This window comes from Methylocystis silviterrae (assembly GCF_013350005.1).
Lineage (GTDB): Bacteria > Pseudomonadota > Alphaproteobacteria > Rhizobiales > Beijerinckiaceae > Methylocystis > Methylocystis silviterrae.
This window is the reverse complement of record NZ_JABVWW010000007.1, coordinates 150,526-168,712: the sequence shown is the minus strand read 5'-3', so window position 1 is coordinate 168,712 and position 18,187 is coordinate 150,526. Positions and strand designations below refer to the sequence as shown.

Sequence of the window (18,187 nt, the reverse complement as noted above, 5' to 3'; positions counted from 1 at the left end):
TGCGAGTTTTGTTTCGTCAGGAGAGCGTAGGAGGCGCGCGCGATCGCGGTTCGCCGGGACGGCGACGTTCGCGCGGCTCAAAAGGCCAGGCGTCGAAATAGACAAGCGGGGTTGGCGGCTGTTCGAGCCGCGCGATCGGCGGCTTTTCGGAAAGGATCGGCGCCGCGGCGATTGGGCAGGCGCCACAATGCGCATGCCAGCCGAGCGCCGGCGTGCGGCTTGGCGCCGTCTCGTCCGCAGCGGCGTGACTTGTGACGCAGAACTCTTGCGTCGCCGACAGGGCCGCATGCGGCGCGATCGTCGTCTGCAACAATGCCGAAACGACGAAAAGCGTCGCGGCAAGAAAGGCGCGTAGGCCTTTCCGTGCGTCCGTCTTTGCTGTCGTCATTGAAGCCGAAGTCGCCATGCCGCCGCGCCGATTCATTTTGTGCAACTTAGCCGCTACGTTTTTCTCCGTTTCCCCCCGATCGGGAGGGGGCGCTCGGCGTTTGCGTAAATTCTTGTCCTTGTTGCAGTTGGGCAACACAGACGCTAAGCTGCGAGTGATTGGCGCCCTGGCGTTTCTACAGAGTTTTCTAAGGCTCCAAGGCAGTGTGACGTTTCGCTGCGCGGAAAGCGCCATCGCGACGACCGGCTTTGCGAAGGTGTGGCGAGAGGTCGCACCGGGTGAAGAAATGACCTCGACGAAAGATGCGGATGCGCGCGTCATCGTGGCGATCAAAGCTGCGGGCGCCGAAGCACAGCACTGGCCAGATGCGCTCGACGAGATCGCGCGTTTCCTAGATGCACGCTTCGCAGCGCTGCTGTTCGAAGACCGTTGTTCGGCGCTGTTGGAGCTCAAGCATTCGACACGCGCTGAGAGAGCGCGGATCGTCGAATATCTGCGCAATCATCGCAAACTCGATCCGATCAAGGCGCGCGTGCTGGCCGAGATAGGCGTCGGTCGGGCGTTCTCGATAGAAGACTTCGTCTCGCGGGGCGAGCTTCATCAAAGCGGCGCCTACCAACGCTGGATGGCGCCCTTCGGCCTCGCCGATATCATCGGCGGCGTCATTCACCGATCCGAGATGGGCGTCTGCCTATTCGTCGCCTTTCGCGATGATTCCGCCGGTCTCGCCGACATCGAGGCGAAGAGGCGCCTTGACGCGCTTCTGCCGCATCTCGCGAAGGCCATCGCGCGGCACAAGCCGGCGCCTGACACGTCGGCTCTCGTCGAACTGTTCGAGGAGCTGACGTCGCCCGTGCTTGTCGTCGACAGCAGGATGCGCGTCGTCCATCGGAATCGCAGCGCCGACGAGATGCTCGGCGAAGGAGATGCGCTGGCGATCTGCGGCGAAACGCTGACTTTGTGCGATCCGCGCGCAAAGGAGGCATTGGAGCGTGCGCTCGCCCGGATCGGCGGCGCTGATGCGGAAACCTTCGCGATCATGGTGAAACGCGGGGACTCGCGCTGCTGCGTGATGCATGTGCTGCCGCTGTCGAACGGACTGACGGCGCTGTTTCTGCGCAGGCTTGCGCTCAACTCCAGCGAGGGCGAGGGCGGAGCCGTCGCCGCGGGCGTGTTCGGCCTCACCGCCCGCGAGAGTTCGGTGCTGCTCGCCATCGCCGAAGTGGGCGGCGTCCCGGCGACCGCGCGCGCGCTTGGTCTGAGCGAAGGAACCGTCAAGGGTTATCTGAAAAGCATCTTCCAGAAGACCGGCGCGAGCCGTCAGGCGGATCTGGTCAGGCTCGTGCTGGCTCTCGAGTCGCCGTTTCGCGCGCCCGAGCGCCATTCGCTGCCGGCCTGAAATTCTGTGTCGCCGACCCCCGCCGGGCGCCTCTTGAACGACGCCGCAGCGCTTCCTAAATCGTTGGCAGCGCGGGCCGTAACGGACGCGCTAAGAGGCGCGGCGCGATAACGCTAGCGCGCCGCATGTCGCTCAACTGGAGGATATGTCATGCGTCAGTTCGATCTCTCTCCGCTGTACCGTCAGACCGTCGGCTTCGACCGTCTGTTCAACCTGCTCGATCAGGCCAGCGGCTTCGAGACGTCCCAAAGCTACCCGCCATACAATATCGAGCGCACGGGCGAGAACGCCTATCGCGTGACCCTCGCGGTCGCGGGCTTCTCGCGCGAGGAACTGTCCGTCGAGACCAAGGAAAACACGCTGTCCGTCAAAGGCTCGAAAGAGCCGGCGCAGCCTTCCGACGGCCGCGCGGTCCTGCATCAGGGCATCGCCGCGCGGGCCTTTGAGCGTCGGTTCCAGCTTGCCGACCATGTGGTCGTAACCGGCGCCAGCCTCGTCAACGGCTTGCTGCACGTCGACCTCGTCCGCGAGATTCCGGAGGCGCAGAAGCCACGCCGCATCGACATCGGCGTGACGACGCCGTCCGCGACGATCGTCGAGTCCAAGGCTGCGTAAAGTAACGGCGGAACGTTCGAAGAAAATGCCAGAGGCGCCCCTTTCGGGCGCCTCTCTTGCTATCCGCCGGTCTTCGGCTTTGCGGCGTCCTCGGGCGTCTTCGCCGTCGCTGAACCCATCGGGGCGGAGGCCGGCGGCGTCGACGCCGTCGGGGTCACGACAGTCGTGCCGCTCGCGCCTGATGGCGGGACGATCGCGCGGCGCGAGGAGCCTCCGGCGGCGCGGGCGGCCGCTGCGCGCTTCGCAGGCGTGGACACGCTTTGCGACGGAGCGGCGGGCTTATCGGCGATCTGCTCCGCTGGAGCAGCGCTTGGCGCATGATCAGCCGAGACCGGCGCCGGCGATGTGGGGGCGCTTTCAGGGCTTTGCGGCGACTGCTGCGTCGCTTGCGCTTGCGGCGGTGTGCTGGCGGGCTCGGCGTTCGTCTGCATCGAAGTTGAATCCGCCGCCGGCTTATCGGCGGGCGTTTCCTTTGCGGCCTGCGCCGGCGGCGGAGTCGCGCCAGAGTCCGGCGCCTGTTCAGCAGAGGTCGGCTCCGGCTTAGTTGAGCTTTCCGTGTTTGGCTGCGGCGCCTGGGACGCTTGCGACGGCGCGGGGGCGCTGGCTTCATTCGACTTCAGTTCTGACGGAGCCGAAGAGGCGCCCGGCTTGTCGCCAGCGGTCTTATCGGCTGTCGTCGCCGTTAAATCGGGCCCTTTCTGCTCCGTGCTCGGCGCGGGCGCCGTCTTGGCGCTCTGAGCGTTCGGCTTGGGCTCCGGCGACAGGGCGGCCGGCGCGGTCTTGGGCTCGATCGGCGTAGCCGCGGACGGCGCCGGAGCAGGGGAGGCGGCCGGCGCGATCGCAATCGGCGCCCCGGGGGGCGCTATGGGCTTCGTCGTCGGGGCGATTGCGCGCGAACTCTTCGGCACCGCGGTTTTCTGCGCCGCCCGAGCGCGCTGTTGGCTGGCGCTATTTGGCGCCTTATCCGCCAAAGCTGCGCCGCCGGGCTGCTGGCGTCTGCGATCCGCAGCCGGGCCGACCGCCCCGGGACTGCCGGCGCCCGGGGGCGGGTATGGAGCTGCGCCGGTCGACGGGGGCGCGCCATAAGCATCGCCGCCGGAGGGACCGTAATCGCCGCCATAGCGTGGTCCCCGATCATACATCGGCGGAGGTCCAAGTCTCACCGCGCGCAAAATACGGCCCTCGTAGGGGTCGATGATAAAGCGCATCTCGCCCTCGCGGCGACTGACGCCGGTGGCGACGATCTGATCGCCTCGGCGACCGAGCGGTCCGACCAATTGAAAGCCGGTGCGCCCGAGGATCGAAGCGACGGCGGGACGGGAGGCGAAGGCCGGCCGACCCTCGTCGGGAATTCGAGTGCGGAAGATGTTGGCGAACGGCCGAAAGAAAAACTGCGCGAAGGCGTGCTGCGGAACGGCGGCGCTTGCCGCCAGCGCCAACACGAACGGCAAAACCGCTTTCCCATTGAATGACCGCATTGTTTCTTCCCTATAAGCCCTCTCGGCCGCGCGGATGCTCTGACAACATTGCGGCGAGCATTGGACCGCCAAGCGCCCAAAGCCCAAGCGATTGCTTGTCACTTCAGCGCAAATCTGGCAGTAATTTAGCCCGCAGATATGTCAGCGTTGCTGACCTTAAAGCGGCGCTCGCTTTTGGAAGCTCTGTTTCATTTTCATGGTCGTCGCTCGACACGCGCCCCGGCCAACGTAAATGAGAGGGCTCGCAAAAGTGGCGCGTCCCTTGCCTTGCGCCCGAACGTGAGACGAGGACGCGAGAGATTCGCAATCGACGTTGCGAAACCTGCGTTACGGGAATGCGAGAGTCGGGCTGCGACGATTTAGGTCACGCCTACGACAGTTTTATGGTTCGATGAGCGGGCGGGAGGGGCGCAGGAAAAGGCGCGCGGTCCTGTCGAGGAGACGCCGAAATGACGAAACCCGCCGAGCACTTCGCTGAAGCCGGACCGCAGCCGCTCGGCCGCGACCCCGCTCTTCCGCAGGCGCAAGGGCTTTATGATCCCGCCAAGGAGCATGATTCCTGCGGAGTGGGCTTCGTCGCCAACATGCGCAACGAGAAGTCGCACGCTATCGTCGAGATGGGCTTGCAGATATTGCTCAATCTCGATCACCGCGGCGCCGTCGGCGCTGATCCCAAGCTCGGCGACGGCTGCGGCATCCTGCTTCAGATCCCCCATGAGTTCTTCAAGGCGGAGTGCGCGAAGCTCGGCATCGAGCTTCCTGCCGCCGGCGATTACGCCATCGGGCAGTTTTTCCTGCCGCGAGATCCCGAAACGCGCGCGCGCGCGCGCGCCATCATCGAAAAGTCGGTCGAAGAAGAGGGGCTCGTCGCTCTTGGCTGGCGCGATCTGCCCGTCGACTCGAGCGATCTCGGCGAGGCGGTGAAGGCCGTCGAGCCGCACCACGCGCAGATCTTCATCGGGCGGGGGCCGAACGTCGCTGACGCAGACATCTTTGAGCGGCGCATCTATCTTGCGCGCAAGGCGGCCTCGAACGAAATTTACCGGCTCGGCAATGGCGGACGGGAGTTTTACGCCGTCTCGGTCTCCTCGCGCACCATCGTCTACAAGGGCATGGTGCTCGTCTCGCAGCTCGGCGAATATTTCCTCGATCTCAAGGACGAGCGTTTTATCTCGGCGCTGGCGCTCGTGCATCAGCGCTTCGCGACGAACACCTTCCCCTCCTGGCGGCTTGCGCATCCCTATCGCTTCGTCGCGCATAACGGCGAAATCAACACGCTGCGCGGCAATCTGAACTGGATGGCGGCGCGCCAGGCGTCGGTCTCCTCGCCGCTGTTTGGCGACGAGATCAGCAAGCTATGGCCGATCTCCTATGAGGGCCAGTCCGACACCGCCTGCTTCGACAATGCGCTCGAATTCCTCGTGCGCGGCGGCTATTCGCTCGCGCATGCGGTGATGATGCTAATTCCGGAAGCCTGGGCCGGCAATCCGCTGATGGATGCCGACCGCAAGGCTTTCTATGAGCATCACGCGGCGCTCATGGAGCCGTGGGACGGTCCGGCCGCCATGGCCTTCACCGACGGGCTCCAGATTGGCGCGACGCTCGACCGGAACGGGCTGCGGCCTGCGCGCTATCTCGTCACCGACGACGGTCTCGTCGTCATGGCTTCAGAAATGGGCGTGTTGCCGATTTCCGAAGAGAAGATCATTACCAAGTGGCGTCTCCAGCCCGGCAAGATGCTGCTTGTCGATCTGGAGCAGGGACGCATCATTTCCGACGACGAGATCAAGAAGGAGCTGTCGAACTCTCACCCCTACAAGGAGTGGCTGGCGCGCACGCAAATTCAGCTCGAGGATCTAAAGCCCGTCGATACGCGTCCCGCGCGATGGGACGTGTCGATGCTCGACCGTCAGCAGGCCTTCGGCTACACGCAGGAAGACCTCGATCTTTTGCTTTTCCCAATGGCCGTCACAGGCCAGGAGGCGATTGGCTCGATGGGCACGGACACGCCCGTGTCGCCTCTCTCCGACAAGGAGAAGCTGCTCTACACCTATTTCAAGCAGAACTTCGCGCAGGTGACCAATCCGCCGATCGATCCGATCCGCGAAGAGCTGGTCATGAGCCTCGTGTCCTTCATCGGTCCGCGGCCCAACATTCTCGACCACGAAGGCTCGGCGAACAAGAAGCGCCTCGAAGTGCGCCAGCCGATCTTGACGAGCGAGGATCTCGAAAAGATCCGCTGGATCGGCACGGTCGAGGATAGTTTCGACACCAAGACGATCGACGTCACTTACGACGCCGCAAAGGGCGCCGAAGGCATGCAAGCCGCGATCAAGCGGCTATGTCAACGCGCCGAGGAGGCGGTCACCGGCCGCTACAACATCATTATTCTCTCGGACCGCATGGTCGGGCCGGACCGCATCCCGATTCCGGCGCTGCTCGCGACCGCGGCGGTGCATCATCATCTGATCCGCAGAGGGCTGCGCACCTCCGTCGGCCTCGTCGTCGAGACCGGCGAGGCGCGCGAGGTTCATCATTTCTGTTGTCTCGCGGGCTACGGCGCCGAGGCGATCAACCCCTATCTCGCCTTTGAAACGCTCATCGCCTCCGCGGAGGAGTTTCCCTCCGACGTCGACGGTCCGACGGCCGTCAAGCGCTTCATCAAGGCGGTCGACAAGGGTATTCTCAAGGTGATGTCCAAGATGGGCATCTCCACGTATCAGTCGTATTGCGGCGCGCAGATCTTCGACGCCGTCGGCCTTGCGCAAAGCTTTATCGACGAATTCTTCACCGGCACGACGACGCGCATCGAAGGCGTCGGGCTCGAAGAGATCGCGCGCGAGACCGTGCGTCGCCATCGCCTCGCCTTCAGCGACGCGCCCGTCTACAAGGAGGCGCTCGACGTCGGCGGCGATTACGCCTACCGCATCAGAGGCGAAGCGCACAGCTGGACGCCACAAACCGTGTCGCTGCTGCAGCATGCGGTGCGCGGCAATGCGCAAGACAAATATCGCGCCTTCGCGAAGCTGCTGAATGAGCAGGACGAGAAGCTTCTCAATCTGCGCGGGCTGTTCCGCATCAAAGGAGCCGAGGAGGACGGTCGGAAGCCGATTCCGCTCGACGAGGTCGAGTCGGCAAACGAGATCGTCAAGCGCTTTTCGACGGGCGCCATGTCGTTTGGCTCCATCTCGCGCGAGGCGCATACGACGCTCGCCATCGCCATGAATCGCATCGGCGGCAGATCGAACACCGGCGAGGGCGGCGAAGAGGCGGATCGGTTCAAGCCGCTGCCGAACGGCGATTCGATGCGAAGCGCCATTAAGCAGGTGGCGTCCGGCCGCTTCGGCGTGACGACGGAATATCTCGTCAACGCGGACATGATTCAGATCAAGATGGCGCAGGGCGCAAAGCCCGGCGAAGGCGGCCAGCTGCCCGGCGACAAGGTCGACGCGGTCATCGCCAAGGTGCGCCATTCGACGCCTGGGGTCGGCCTGATCTCGCCGCCGCCGCATCATGACATCTATTCGATCGAGGATTTGGCGCAGCTCATCTTCGACTTAAAGAACGCCAATCCGCGCGCCGCCGTGTCGGTGAAGCTCGTTTCGGAAGTTGGCGTCGGCACGGTCGCCGCCGGCGTCTCCAAGGGCCGCGCCGATCATGTGACGATCTCCGGCTTCGAGGGCGGCACCGGCGCTTCGCCGCTGACGTCGATCAAGCACGCGGGCTCGCCGTGGGAGATCGGGCTCGCTGAAACGCACCAGACGCTCGTGCTGAACAATCTGCGTTCGCGCATCGCCGTGCAGGTCGACGGCGGGTTGCGCACCGGCCGCGACGTCGTGATCGGCGCGCTGCTTGGGGCCGACGAGTTCGGCTTCGCGACGGCGCCGCTCATCGCGGCGGGCTGCATCATGATGCGCAAGTGCCATCTCAACACGTGCCCGGTCGGCGTCGCGACTCAGGATCCCGTTCTGCGCAAGCGCTTCGTCGGCTTGCCGGAACATGTCATCAACTTCTTCTTCTTCGTCGCCGAAGAAGCGCGCGAACTCATGGCCTCCATGGGTTATCGCAGCTTCGACGAAATGATCGGGCAGATGCAAATGCTCGACAAGGAGAAGGCGATTGCGCATTGGAAGGCGCGCGGTCTCGATTTCTCCAAGCTGTTCTTCAAGCCGCAGGGAGAAGGCGGAGCGATCCGTCACAGCAAGACGCAGGATCACGGCCTGGATAAAGTCCTCGACAACAAGCTCATCGCTGAGGCGCGCGCGGCGCTCGATCGCGGCGCGAAGGTTTCCATCGAAACGCAGATCCGCAACGTCGATCGCGCCACGGGCGCGATGCTCTCCGGCGAGGTCGCCCGCATCTACGGCCATGCGGGACTGCCCGAGGACACGATCGACATTCGCGCGACAGGCACCGCGGGCCAGAGCTTTGGGGCGTTTGTCGCGCGCGGCGTGACGCTGCGTCTGGAAGGCGAAGCCAACGACTATGTGGGCAAGGGCCTCTCGGGCGGCAAGCTGATCATCTATCCCTCGCGCGACGCCGGGCAGATCGACCCCTCGAATTCGATCATTGTCGGCAACACCGTTCTCTATGGCGCCATTGCCGGCGAATGCTATTTCCGGGGCGTCGCCGGCGAACGCTTCGGGGTGAGAAATTCGGGCGCGCTCGCCGTCGTCGAGGGCGTTGGCGATCACGGCTGCGAATATATGACGGGCGGCGTCGTGGTGGTTCTTGGGCAGACCGGCCGCAACTTCGCGGCCGGCATGTCGGGCGGCATCGCCTATGTCCTCGACGAGGACGACGCGTTCTCGACGCGTTGCAATCTCGCGATGGTCGACCTCGAGCCGGTGCGCGACGAGGAGGCCGTCATGACCGAGACCTATCACCAGTCCGGCGATCTGGAAGGCCATGGCCGCGTCGACGTGATGAGCGACATGACGCGCTTCGACGCCGAGCGGCTTCGGCAGCTGATCGCCAATCACCTGCGCTACACCGGCTCGACGCGGGCGCGCGACATTCTGGCGGATTGGCCAAATTACGTAGGCAAGTTCCGTAAGGTGATGCCGGTCGAGTATCGGCGCGCGCTCAACGAACTCAACGCGCGCAAAAAGCAGCCGCAACAGCTGAAAGCTGCGGGCGAGTGACCTGGGCGACGGATGAGCGGAATGCTTGGGCGTAGCCTTTGCCTTTGTCAGAAGCGATTGTTAAAGAGAGGGAGTCGGGCTAACCTGATTTAAACTCGGCGGTTTTTCCTTGACGGCGGCCAGGAAGCCTGATGCGAGACGACTCTAGAGTTTACAGCTTGCCGCGCTGGCCCGCGATGCGCTGGCTCGTGAACCCTGGGCATGGCGCGACTCGCGACATCCAGGTGGCGTTGATTGGCGGGTTGTTCGGAACCCTGCCAGTCTTCTTTGGCGGCGTCATCAATACCATTGTCGTGGCGGGAGCGATTGCCGCGCGCGAACAGACGTTCCCTTTCGTCGCTTGGTTCGTCTTTGAAATCGTGCTCGGCGCCGTGCGCCTGATCGTCCTGAGAGTCTCGCGGCGCGCCGCTCTCGAGCATCGCCAGACGCCGACCGATGTTTATCTCCTGCTTCAGCTTTTCTGGAGTAGCGGCGTCGGCTACGGCGCCTTTATAAGCCTCGCGAGCGGCGACTGGATTGCCGCGACGCTCGCTTGTCTCTCTGGGTCCGCCATGGTCGGCGGCATCGGATTTCGTAATTTTGGCGCGCCGCGTCTCGCTGGCGCGATGATCCTGACGAGCCTCGGCCCGTTCCTGCCGGGCGCCGCCCTCTCTGGCGAGCCGTTGCTTTATCTCGTGTTTCTGCAGGTGCCCCTCTATCTCGCCGCCATGATCGCCGCCGCCTACAGCCTGAATAAAATGCTTATTGCGACGATGAAGGCCGAACGCGTTAACGACCATCGCGCCAAGCATGACGCGCTCACCGGCCTGTCGAACCGCGTCGGGCTCGCCGCCGCGGTTGACGCGAACATGAAAAGCGCGCCGATACAGGGCGGCGAATTGGCTGTCCTTTTTCTTGATCTCGACAACTTCAAAGCCGTCAACGACACGTACGGACACGCCGCCGGAGACAGGCTGCTCAAATTGGTCGCGGAGCGCCTCCGCCAGTCCTTGCGCGCGACCGACGTGGCGGCGCGGATTGGCGGCGACGAATTCGTGGTGCTCGCCAAGAATTTGACGAGCGAGCAGGCGGCGGAGCTGAGTCACCGGCTGACGAATTCCATTTCGGCGCCTTATGACCTCGGCGACGGTGTTCACGCGACGATCGGCGTAAGCGTCGGCATAGCTCTGGTGACGGAACATGGCGCAGACGCGGAGGCGCTTCTCGCGGTGGCTGATGAAGCGCTTTATGAGGCGAAGGCTCAGCGGCAGGTGAAATTGCTGCACACCCTCGTTAAGGAGGATCAGTCTCGCCGCATCGCGTCGGCGGCGCGCGGCATGCGCCCCAGCACTCAATAGTGGATGCTGGCGACCGTCAGCTCATGACGCGGAAGCTTCGCGGCTTGACGGCGACCCCTCGAAAGCGTTTAGAAAACATCCAAGATTGCGACAGCTCAGGGCGCTCGGGAAAGCGAATTGGCTTTTCCACGCGAGACTGCCGCCGCCGATGAGAATTGCCGTTGCCGCCGCGACGCGCGGCGCGAGAGGTGCGCGACAAGATGGGTAAGGTGACCGGGTTTCTCGAGATCGACCGGCATGACCGCAAATATAAGCCGGCGGCAGACCGCATTCGCCATTATCGCGAATTCGTCATTCCGTTGTCGGACGAGACCACGCGCAGCCAGGCCTCGCGCTGCATGGATTGCGGCATTCCGTTTTGCCACAATGGCTGCCCGGTCAACAATCAGATTCCAGATTGGAACGACCTCGTCTACCACGGCGAGTGGCGGCGCGCGCTCGTCAATCTCCATTCCACCAACAACTTCCCGGAGTTCACCGGCCGCGTCTGTCCGGCGCCCTGCGAAGCCTCGTGCACGCTGAATCTCCAGGACCAGCCGGTCACCATCAAGACCGTCGAATGCGCGATCATCGACCGCGGATTCGAGCAGGGCTGGGTCGTTCCCGAGCCGCCCAAGCGCAAAACAGGCAAGAAGATCGCCGTGGTCGGCTCCGGGCCGGCGGGACTTGCGGCGGCGCAGCAGCTCGCGCGCGCCGGCCATGACGTGCATGTCTACGAAAAGCAAGCCAAGGCCGGCGGCCTGCTGCGCTACGGCATTCCCGACTTCAAGATGGAGAAGCATCTCATCGACCGTCGGGTTCAGCAGATGGAGGCGGAAGGGGCGGTGTTTCACTGCGGCGTTCATGTCGGCGTCGATCTCACCGCCGCCGATCTGGTCGCAGGCCATGACGCCGTTGTCCTCGCCGGCGGCGCCGAACAGCCGCGCGATTTGTCGATCCCGGGCCGCGAATTGCGCGGGGTTCACTTCGCCATGGATTTTCTGCCGCAGCAAAATCGCCGGGTCTCGGGCGAGCCGCTCTCAACCAACGAGCCGATCCTGGCCACCGGCAAACATGTCGTGGTCATCGGCGGCGGCGACACCGGCTCGGACTGCATCGGCACCTCGGTGCGCCAGGGGGCGCTTTCGGTCACCCAGCTCGAAATCATGCCGCTTCCCCCCGAGAAGGAGAATAAGCTGCTGACGTGGCCCGATTGGCCGCTGAAGCTGCGCACCTCCTCCTCTCACGACGAGGGTTCGTCGCGCGAATTTTCGGTGCTGACGCGCGAATTCGAAGGCGCCGAAGGCGCGGTGAAGGCGCTGCGCTGCGTGCGCGTCGACGGAAAAATGCAGGAGGAGCCCGGAAGCGACTTCAAGCTTAAGGCCGATCTGGTGCTGCTTGCGATGGGCTTTGTGTCGCCGGTGCGGGAAGGCTTGCTCGAAACGCTCGGGGTCGATCTCGATTCGCGCGGCAATGTCGCGGCGGACACGCGCGCCTATCGGGCGTCTCGCGAGAAGATCTTCGCCTGCGGAGACATGCGGCGCGGACAATCGCTCGTCGTCTGGGCCATTCGCGAGGGACGCCAATGCGCCCACTCGGTGGACGAATTCCTGATGGGCGAAACCAATCTGCCAAGGTGAGAGTAAATGGTCAGTGAAAAGCTAAATCTCTGGTATTGTGACACCTTCGTCAGCACACCCTGGCAATTTTACTTTCTCATCGTGCCGCTCGTAGGGGCCTTCTTTTATGGCCGCGAGAAATACAAGCTCGCCTGGTCTCTGATCGGCTTTTGGGTCGCCACTCAAGTGATCTTTTCGGCGCTCACCAATCTCGTGTTCAGTTGCTCGCTCGAATAGGCGCAAAATAAAAAGGCCCCGGCAATCGGGGCCTTTCGTTTGACAGAGAGCCGGCTTACAGCACGACGACCGTGGCGCCCACCTTCACGCGGCTGAACAGATCGGTCACGTCGTTGTTCAGCATGCGGATGCAGCCCGACGAGACCGCCTGTCCGATCGTCCAGGGCTCGTTCGAGCCGTGGATGCGGAACATCGTGTCGCGATTGCCCGAGAAAAGATACATCGCGCGCGCGCCCAGCGGGTTGTCCTCGCCGCCAACCATATGGCGCGGCAGATCGGGACGGCGCTTCAACATCGCCGCCGGTGGCGTCCAATCCGGCCAGGCTTCCTTGCGGCCGATATGCGTCCGGCCTTTCCAGGTGAAGCCCTGGCGGCCGACGCCGACGCCGTAGCGCACGGCCTGTCCGTTCGGCAGCGACAGATAGAGATAGCGGTTGTTCGTATCGACGGTGATGGTGCCAGGACGCTCATTGGTCGGATCCTGCACGATCTCGCGCGTCGTGGTCGGATATTCGCGCGCGAGCCGCGCGTCTTCTTGATCTCCGTAATAAGCCTGCGGGTCCTGCGCGGCGTAATGAGCCTCCTGATCCTGGCCGCCGTAATAGGCTTGCTGCTCGCGGGCGTCATCGTAGGACGCGGTCATTTCCTGCGCGCCCGCCGACGGATCAAACAGCGCCATGAAGGAGCTTTCCTGAGCGTTGACGGCGGAAGACGAAAGTCCCGCGAACGCGGCGACGGCGGCGACCTTCAGAAAGCGGCTGGCGTTGAATTGACGGCGGGACATGACGGCGGCTCCACAATTTCTCTGTCGTGCAGAGAGAATGCAGAACCACCGAAAAGCGTTCCGTGCGCCAACGCACAAATCGTTAGCGCGGCTGAGAAGGTGCGTTTGCCGCCGGGCGCCAGCTGTAGTCGTCGGCGCGGTTGCTGCGTGGATTCTGGTCCCCGCCCTCGATGAAAACATGTCGCGCGAGCGCCTGCGCGGGCGTGCCTGCGTCGGTCGCCGCTTTGCCGGCCGGGGTTCGCCTGGCGAGCTCTGTCGCCGCTCCGGCGCCCGTCAGTTGCTGCGTCGGCCCAACGGCAGGTCGTTCGGGCAGGCTCGGCGCCGCCGACGGCCCGCCGACAGGCGAGCGGAATACGATCGGCTGACCGTCCGCCGGGGTCGCCGCTATTGGCTGCTGTGACGGAGTCGCGCCCGGCGCGTCAGGTTGGGATGTCGCCGGCGCGTCAGCGACCGGAGCCTGCTGGCGAGAGGCGTCGTAATATTTCTTGAGCTCGCCTTCGACGAAATGGGCGACGCTGCGCGCGCCGGCTTCGGTGAAGTGCACGCCGTCCGCGGAGCGCAGCTTGACGATCTGGCCGTTGATGTCCGGCCCGAAAGCGCTGTACTGCCCATGTTCGTCGGTCATCGCCTCCCAGAGATCGACATAGGGAATATTGGCGTGGGCCGCGCGCGCCTTAAAGATCTCATTGAGCTGCGCCATGTCGGCGGACAGGCGCTCGTTCTTCATGACCGGCAGACCGACCCAAATGACCGGAATATTCTTTTCCTTGAAAGCCGCAATCACCGCGTCGACCCGCGCTGCGTAGATTTCGCGCCATCGCGGCGACAGCGGCTCGATTGACTCTTGACCCTGCTGGATCGCTTGACGGTCATTGCTGCCGAGCATGACGACGGCGACATTGATCTTCTGCGGGTCGGCGGCGATCTCTTTCGCCGCCTTGGGCCAATCGTAGAAGTCTTCGCGCACAAGACCGCTGCTTTCCCGGCCTTTTCGAAGGATGGCGACGTCTGGGCGATCCGAGAACCCGTCTTTCAGTCCGTTTGCGAGAAGCAGTCCCAGAGTGTCGCCGATCGTCGCGACAAAGAACGTCGGCTGGGTGACGGTCGTGTTCTGAGACTGGTCCGTGGTGGCGCCGTCCGTACGCTTCGCCGCGCGTCGCGGATTATCCGTCTGGCCGTGCCAGTATGTCGGGGCGCGATTCTCGCGGTGCGGCATAATCCGTCGCACCCTCGGCTCGCCGCGAGGCCCCCAGCCATGCTGCGGATGGCCGCCAAAGATGCCGCCAAAGAATTCCGTAAAGGGGTCCTGCGCGAAGGACGCGCCGGGCGTCGCGCTCGTCAACAATGCGCCAAGGAAGAGCGCCATTACGCGGCGCAGGGTCTGAACGTTCCTAGACATGAAGCCATTATAGCGCGTCCCGAACGCCTTGGCATCCTTGCTGCGATTCTTCGCTTAATGTGTGGCGCATAGCCTTGACGCAGGGAGCGGTTTTGGCGTCAATCGTCAGCAACTGGGCGGGATTCAGGAGAAGCGAGATGCGGCGCCGCAACCGGGGGTCTAGCGGAGTTTGGACGCGAGCCGCCGCGACCGCGCTTTTCGCGCTTGCCGCGGCCACGGCGGCCGCCCAGCCTGCGCGCGAGGAAAACCCGCCGGCGGAATTTCGAATTCTGCCTTACTCAGGACTGACGCCCTATTGCATCGATCCGACGATTCTCAACGAAGTCGTCAAGGGTTTTGCTGCAAGAGAAGCCTGGTTCTGGAATTCGCCTCTGGTCATTGTGGCCTTTGACGGCGTCGAGGACATCGGCGCCCGCAACAACGGCCTGAGCTATATTCCCCGTCGCTATTGTCGCGCATTGGCGCTTTTTAACGACGGCGTGAGACGCGAGGTCGTCTATAATATCGGAGAATCCTTGGGCTTCATCGGCGCGGGACCTGGCGTGACATGGTGCGTCGTCGGGCTGGACCGTAATCATGCCTTCAGTCCTAATTGTCGAGCCGCCGGACCTTAGCTCGTCCTATTTGCAGAGTTGTTTGAAATGAGAAGAGTTTTCGTTCGTTGCGCCGCATGGGCGTTACTGGTCGGCGCGGTGGCGTCGGGCGGATTTTTGGGCGCTATCGCGAAAGAAGGCGACTGCTCGGCGGAGGACTGCGCGAATCGCGCGGCCTCGCGGGCCGGCGCGGCGCGCGATTTCGACTTTTACGTGCTGGCGCTCAGCTGGTCGCCCGGCTTCTGCGAAAGCGTCGCGGGCGCGCGCGACCAATGCGAGCCGGGAAAGGGACTCGGCTTCGTCGTTCACGGGCTCTGGCCGCAATATGAAAGCGGCGTCACGAGCGAATGTCCGGGCGCGCGCTCTCCATCGCGCGTCGCGATCGAAAAAGCGGCGGGCTTGTTTCCCGACGAGCGGCTGGCGCGCTACGAGTGGCGCAAGCATGGAGTCTGCAGCGGCAAAAGCCCGAGCGACTATTTCGCCGATGTGGCGCGCGCCCACGCCGCCGTGGCCATCCCGGCGCTTTTCGTCAAACCCATGCGGGACCAGACCTTTACGCCGATCGACGTCGAGCGCGCCTTCTACGAAGCCAATCCACGGTTGCGGCCCGGCATGATGGCGGTGTCGTGCCGGCGGGGCGTTATGGACGGCGTGCGCATCTGCCTGTCCAAGGACCTGCGCGAGTTTCGCGCCTGTCCTGCCGTTGCGCAGCGCGGTTGCCACGTTCGAGAAATCAGCGCGCCCGCGCCGCTGTAGCGCATATGAACTATCGCCACGGGTTTCACGCCGGCAATTTCGCCGACGTCTTCAAACATGCGCTGCTGGTGCGCCTCTTGGTCTATCTGAGGCGCAAGGAGACGCCGTTTCGCGTGATCGATACGCACGCAGGAGAGGGCGCCTATGATCTTTCAGCGGAGGAGGCGGAGCGCACGCTCGAGTGGCGCGGCGGCGTTGGACGTCTCGCTGATCTCTCCGGCGCGAGTGCGGACGTTCGCACGCTGCTTGCGCCCTACATCGATTGTCTCGGGCCGCGCGATTACGAGGGAAAGCCCGCGCTCTACCCAGGTTCGCCGTCGATCGCGCAGAAATTGATGCGCCCGCAGGACCGCGCGATTTTCTGCGAGCTGCGGCCCGACGCCTTCGCGGCGCTGCGTCGCCGGTTCTCGCGCGACGAGCGCATTAAGGCGATTCATATCGACGGTTATGTGGGGCTTGGCGCTTATGTTCCGCCGAAGGAGCGGCGTGGGCTCGCGTTGATTGATCCGCCTTTCGAGCGCGAGGACGAGTTCGAAGCCGCATTCGACGCCTTTAGTAAATCATATGCGAAATGGAGTTCCGGCATTTACGCCTTGTGGCATCCCTCGAAGAGCGATCGCGACATTCGAAAATTGCATAATAGGCTGAGGGAAAGCCGCATACGGCGCATCCTGCAGCTTTCATTGAGCATTGGCGGAGACGGAGCGGGATTACGCAGCTGCGGAATGGCGGTCGTCAATCCGCCCTTCGTGTTCGAAGAAGAAGCGCGAATTATCCTTTCCTTCCTCGCTGCACGGATGGCGCAGGGCGAAGGCGCGGGCTACGAGATTGCCTGGCTCGCAGGTGAATGACCTGATCAAGCTTCCGAGTCCGACCTTGGCCGGCCTCGGAAGAGTAGTTCGAACTAAGGAGCGTACTGTCGCGCTCACCTGCGGCGGCGCCACCAACGACGACGCCAACGCCGCCTTCGCCAACCCCAGCGACGGCGCCACCAGCTTTTTTCGATCTTTGCGTTCTGCATGTCTTCAGGCGTGGCGACGCCGAACTCGGGCTGCGCGGGAGCCATCCCATCTTGCAGCGGCGCCAGCCCAGAAAGCGCCTGCGCTTGTGAGACGACGACAGTCGCGCCAAAGCCGGCGAGCAGCGCCGTAATAAAGGTGCGGCGTTCCATCTTAACCTCTCCCTGCTAGAACGACTCAAATCACTGCGCCGTCATGCATGTCGGTCTTTCGACATCTGGACCAATATGCGCGCTTATCAAGTCCATCCGGCGGAGGCCCCAAAGGTTGACGGTCCCCATAACGCCGTTGTTGGTTTCGTAATCGGATGGTAGGAGCGGCCATGCTCATCTTGCGTTATTCTCCCGCTTCGCCCTACGCTAGGAAGATCCGCATCGCCGCCGACGTGCTCGGCTTGTCGGATGGGATCGAAATCACGACCGCAAATGCGGCCGATCCCGCCGACAGTCTGCGTCGTCAAAACCCGCTCGGCAAAATCCCGACTTTGGTTTTGGAGGACGGCTCGTCGCTGTATGACAGTCGGGTCATCGCCGAATATCTGGATCATCTCGCCGGCGGCGGGCGGATCATTCCAACCGAGGCGACGGCCCGCTTCGCGGCCTTGCGGCTGCAAGCGCTCGGCGACGGGATCAATGACGCCGCTCTATTGATCCGCTACGAAACGTTCAATCGCCCAGAAGCCTTGCGTTACGACGAAGCGATCGCGCTTCAGCAAGGTAAGATCGACCGGGCGCTCGCTGTGCTCGGCGCAGTTCCGCCGGCCGGCTCGATTGACATCGGCCATATCGCAGTCGCTTGTGCGCTCGGCTATCTCGACCTGCGTTTCGCGGGCGCATGGCGGGAGAATCACCCGCGCCTTGTCGCCTGGCTCGAAAAATTTGCGTGCGCCGTCCCAGCCTTCGAAGCCACGAAGGCCTAATTTCACATCACTCTCGCCTTCGCCTTTACCGCCGACTAATGCGTGCCGGCGACTTCGCCGCTGGGGCCGGTCGAGCCGTGCGGAATGCGCAGGCGCTGGCCGGGCTGAATTTTATCAGGATCTGTCAGCATCGGGCGATTGGCTTCGAAGATCTCCATATATTTGGCGCCCTTGCCGGCGCCATAATGCGCTTCCGCGATCTTCCACAGCGTGTCGCCTGGCTTCACGACATAGAAAGTTTCGGACGCGGCCGCGCCGGGCCTCTCATCAGCCTTAGGGGTGGCGTCGGCCGTCTTCTTGAGCGCGTCTGGGGCAGGCCCCGGTTTGCCTTTTCCGGTCAAAAAATCCAACAGTCCCATTAGAGCCTCCGTCGCAGGCGTCCGACCCTTGGCCGGATACGCTGACCTATTGTAGGGCTCCGTTCGCAACGCAGGAGGGCGGACCTCGGCGAAAAGCAACGCCTGCGCGACGCGTTGCCGACCGGACGCCGGCTTTTGGCAGGCCGTCGGATTGGCGAAGGC

General features: G+C 63.6%; 15 protein-coding genes and 1 pseudogene. 10 read left to right on the top strand and 6 right to left on the bottom strand.

Annotated features, from left to right (window positions below; all coding sequences use genetic code 11):
* Positions 1–16 precede the first annotated feature (16 nt).
* Entirely contained in the window at positions 17–388 is a 372-nt protein-coding gene (locus tag HUN39_RS10520) for a DUF2946 family protein (protein WP_232366030.1), read from the bottom strand.
* 286 nt (positions 389–674) lie between these two features.
* Between HUN39_RS10520 and HUN39_RS10515 the strand changes: the two genes are divergently transcribed.
* Together HUN39_RS10515 and HUN39_RS10510 are read left to right on the top strand one after the other, a co-directional pair.
* Positions 675–1,787: a helix-turn-helix transcriptional regulator gene (locus HUN39_RS10515; protein WP_175094462.1), complete on the top strand. Its 1,113-nt coding sequence runs from the start codon at positions 675–677 to the stop codon at positions 1,785–1,787.
* Between the two features lie 150 nt (positions 1,788–1,937).
* Positions 1,938–2,402, top strand: coding sequence for an Hsp20 family protein (locus tag HUN39_RS10510; protein ID WP_124738506.1), 465 nt, complete (start codon positions 1,938–1,940; stop codon positions 2,400–2,402).
* Positions 2,403–2,461: 59 nt separating this feature from the next.
* Here HUN39_RS10510 and HUN39_RS10505 read toward each other — a convergent pair whose 3' ends face one another.
* Positions 2,462–3,880: a hypothetical protein gene (locus HUN39_RS10505; RefSeq protein ID WP_175094461.1), complete on the bottom strand. Its 1,419-nt coding sequence runs from the start codon at positions 3,878–3,880 to the stop codon at positions 2,462–2,464.
* Between the two features lie 449 nt (positions 3,881–4,329).
* On the opposite strand from HUN39_RS10505, the gene gltB reads away from it, so the two are divergent.
* The 4 genes from gltB to HUN39_RS10485 all read left to right on the top strand — a co-directional run bounded on the left by gltB (position 4,330) and on the right by HUN39_RS10485 (position 12,196).
* Complete coding sequence (gltB, locus tag HUN39_RS10500; RefSeq protein ID WP_175094460.1) at positions 4,330–9,024, top strand: glutamate synthase large subunit; 4,695 nt, start codon at positions 4,330–4,332, stop codon at positions 9,022–9,024.
* A 131-nt stretch (positions 9,025–9,155) separates the two neighbouring features.
* Entirely contained in the window at positions 9,156–10,361 is a 1,206-nt protein-coding gene (locus HUN39_RS10495) for a GGDEF domain-containing protein (RefSeq protein WP_175094459.1), read from the top strand.
* Positions 10,362–10,561: 200 nt separating this feature from the next.
* Complete coding sequence (locus HUN39_RS10490; protein WP_175094505.1) at positions 10,562–11,980, top strand: glutamate synthase subunit beta; 1,419 nt, start codon at positions 10,562–10,564, stop codon at positions 11,978–11,980.
* 6 nt (positions 11,981–11,986) lie between these two features.
* Positions 11,987–12,196, top strand: coding sequence for a hypothetical protein (locus HUN39_RS10485; protein ID WP_123176412.1), 210 nt, complete (start codon positions 11,987–11,989; stop codon positions 12,194–12,196).
* A gap of 55 nt (positions 12,197–12,251) precedes the next feature.
* Here HUN39_RS10485 and HUN39_RS10480 read toward each other — a convergent pair whose 3' ends face one another.
* Together HUN39_RS10480 and HUN39_RS10475 are read right to left on the bottom strand one after the other, a co-directional pair.
* Complete coding sequence (locus tag HUN39_RS10480; protein WP_175094458.1) at positions 12,252–12,980, bottom strand: L,D-transpeptidase; 729 nt, start codon at positions 12,978–12,980, stop codon at positions 12,252–12,254.
* An 82-nt stretch (positions 12,981–13,062) separates the two neighbouring features.
* Complete coding sequence (locus tag HUN39_RS10475) at positions 13,063–14,379, bottom strand: SGNH/GDSL hydrolase family protein (RefSeq protein ID WP_175094457.1); 1,317 nt, start codon at positions 14,377–14,379, stop codon at positions 13,063–13,065.
* A gap of 137 nt (positions 14,380–14,516) precedes the next feature.
* Here HUN39_RS10475 and HUN39_RS10470 point away from each other — a divergent pair, with 137 nt between their 5' ends.
* The 3 genes from HUN39_RS10470 to HUN39_RS10460 are packed head-to-tail and all read left to right on the top strand — an operon-like array spanning position 14,517 to position 16,579.
* Positions 14,517–14,993 (top strand): hypothetical protein, encoded by a 477-nt coding sequence (locus HUN39_RS10470; protein ID WP_175094456.1) that lies wholly within the window; start codon positions 14,517–14,519, stop codon positions 14,991–14,993.
* A gap of 27 nt (positions 14,994–15,020) precedes the next feature.
* Positions 15,021–15,728 (top strand): ribonuclease T2 family protein, encoded by a 708-nt coding sequence (locus HUN39_RS10465; protein WP_175094455.1) that lies wholly within the window; start codon positions 15,021–15,023, stop codon positions 15,726–15,728.
* Between the two features lie 5 nt (positions 15,729–15,733).
* Positions 15,734–16,579, top strand: coding sequence for a 23S rRNA (adenine(2030)-N(6))-methyltransferase RlmJ (locus HUN39_RS10460; protein WP_175094454.1), 846 nt, complete (start codon positions 15,734–15,736; stop codon positions 16,577–16,579).
* Between the two features lie 74 nt (positions 16,580–16,653).
* Here the strand turns inward: HUN39_RS10460 and HUN39_RS10455 are convergent, their stop codons facing one another.
* A complete protein-coding gene (locus HUN39_RS10455; protein ID WP_175094453.1) occupies positions 16,654–16,899 on the bottom strand; it encodes a hypothetical protein in 246 nt (81 codons plus the stop codon).
* Positions 16,900–17,069: 170 nt separating this feature from the next.
* Here HUN39_RS10455 and HUN39_RS10450 point away from each other — a divergent pair, with 170 nt between their 5' ends.
* Positions 17,070–17,666 carry a glutathione S-transferase gene (locus HUN39_RS10450; protein WP_175094452.1) on the top strand — a complete coding sequence of 199 codons (597 nt, stop codon included), beginning with the start codon at positions 17,070–17,072 and terminating at the stop codon, positions 17,664–17,666.
* Positions 17,667–17,701: 35 nt separating this feature from the next.
* On the opposite strand, the pseudogene HUN39_RS19250 reads toward HUN39_RS10450, so the two are convergent.
* Positions 17,702–17,902 (bottom strand): annotated as a pseudogene (locus tag HUN39_RS19250) (LysM peptidoglycan-binding domain-containing protein); the annotation flags it as partial.
* Between the last annotated feature and the right edge of the window lie 285 nt (positions 17,903–18,187).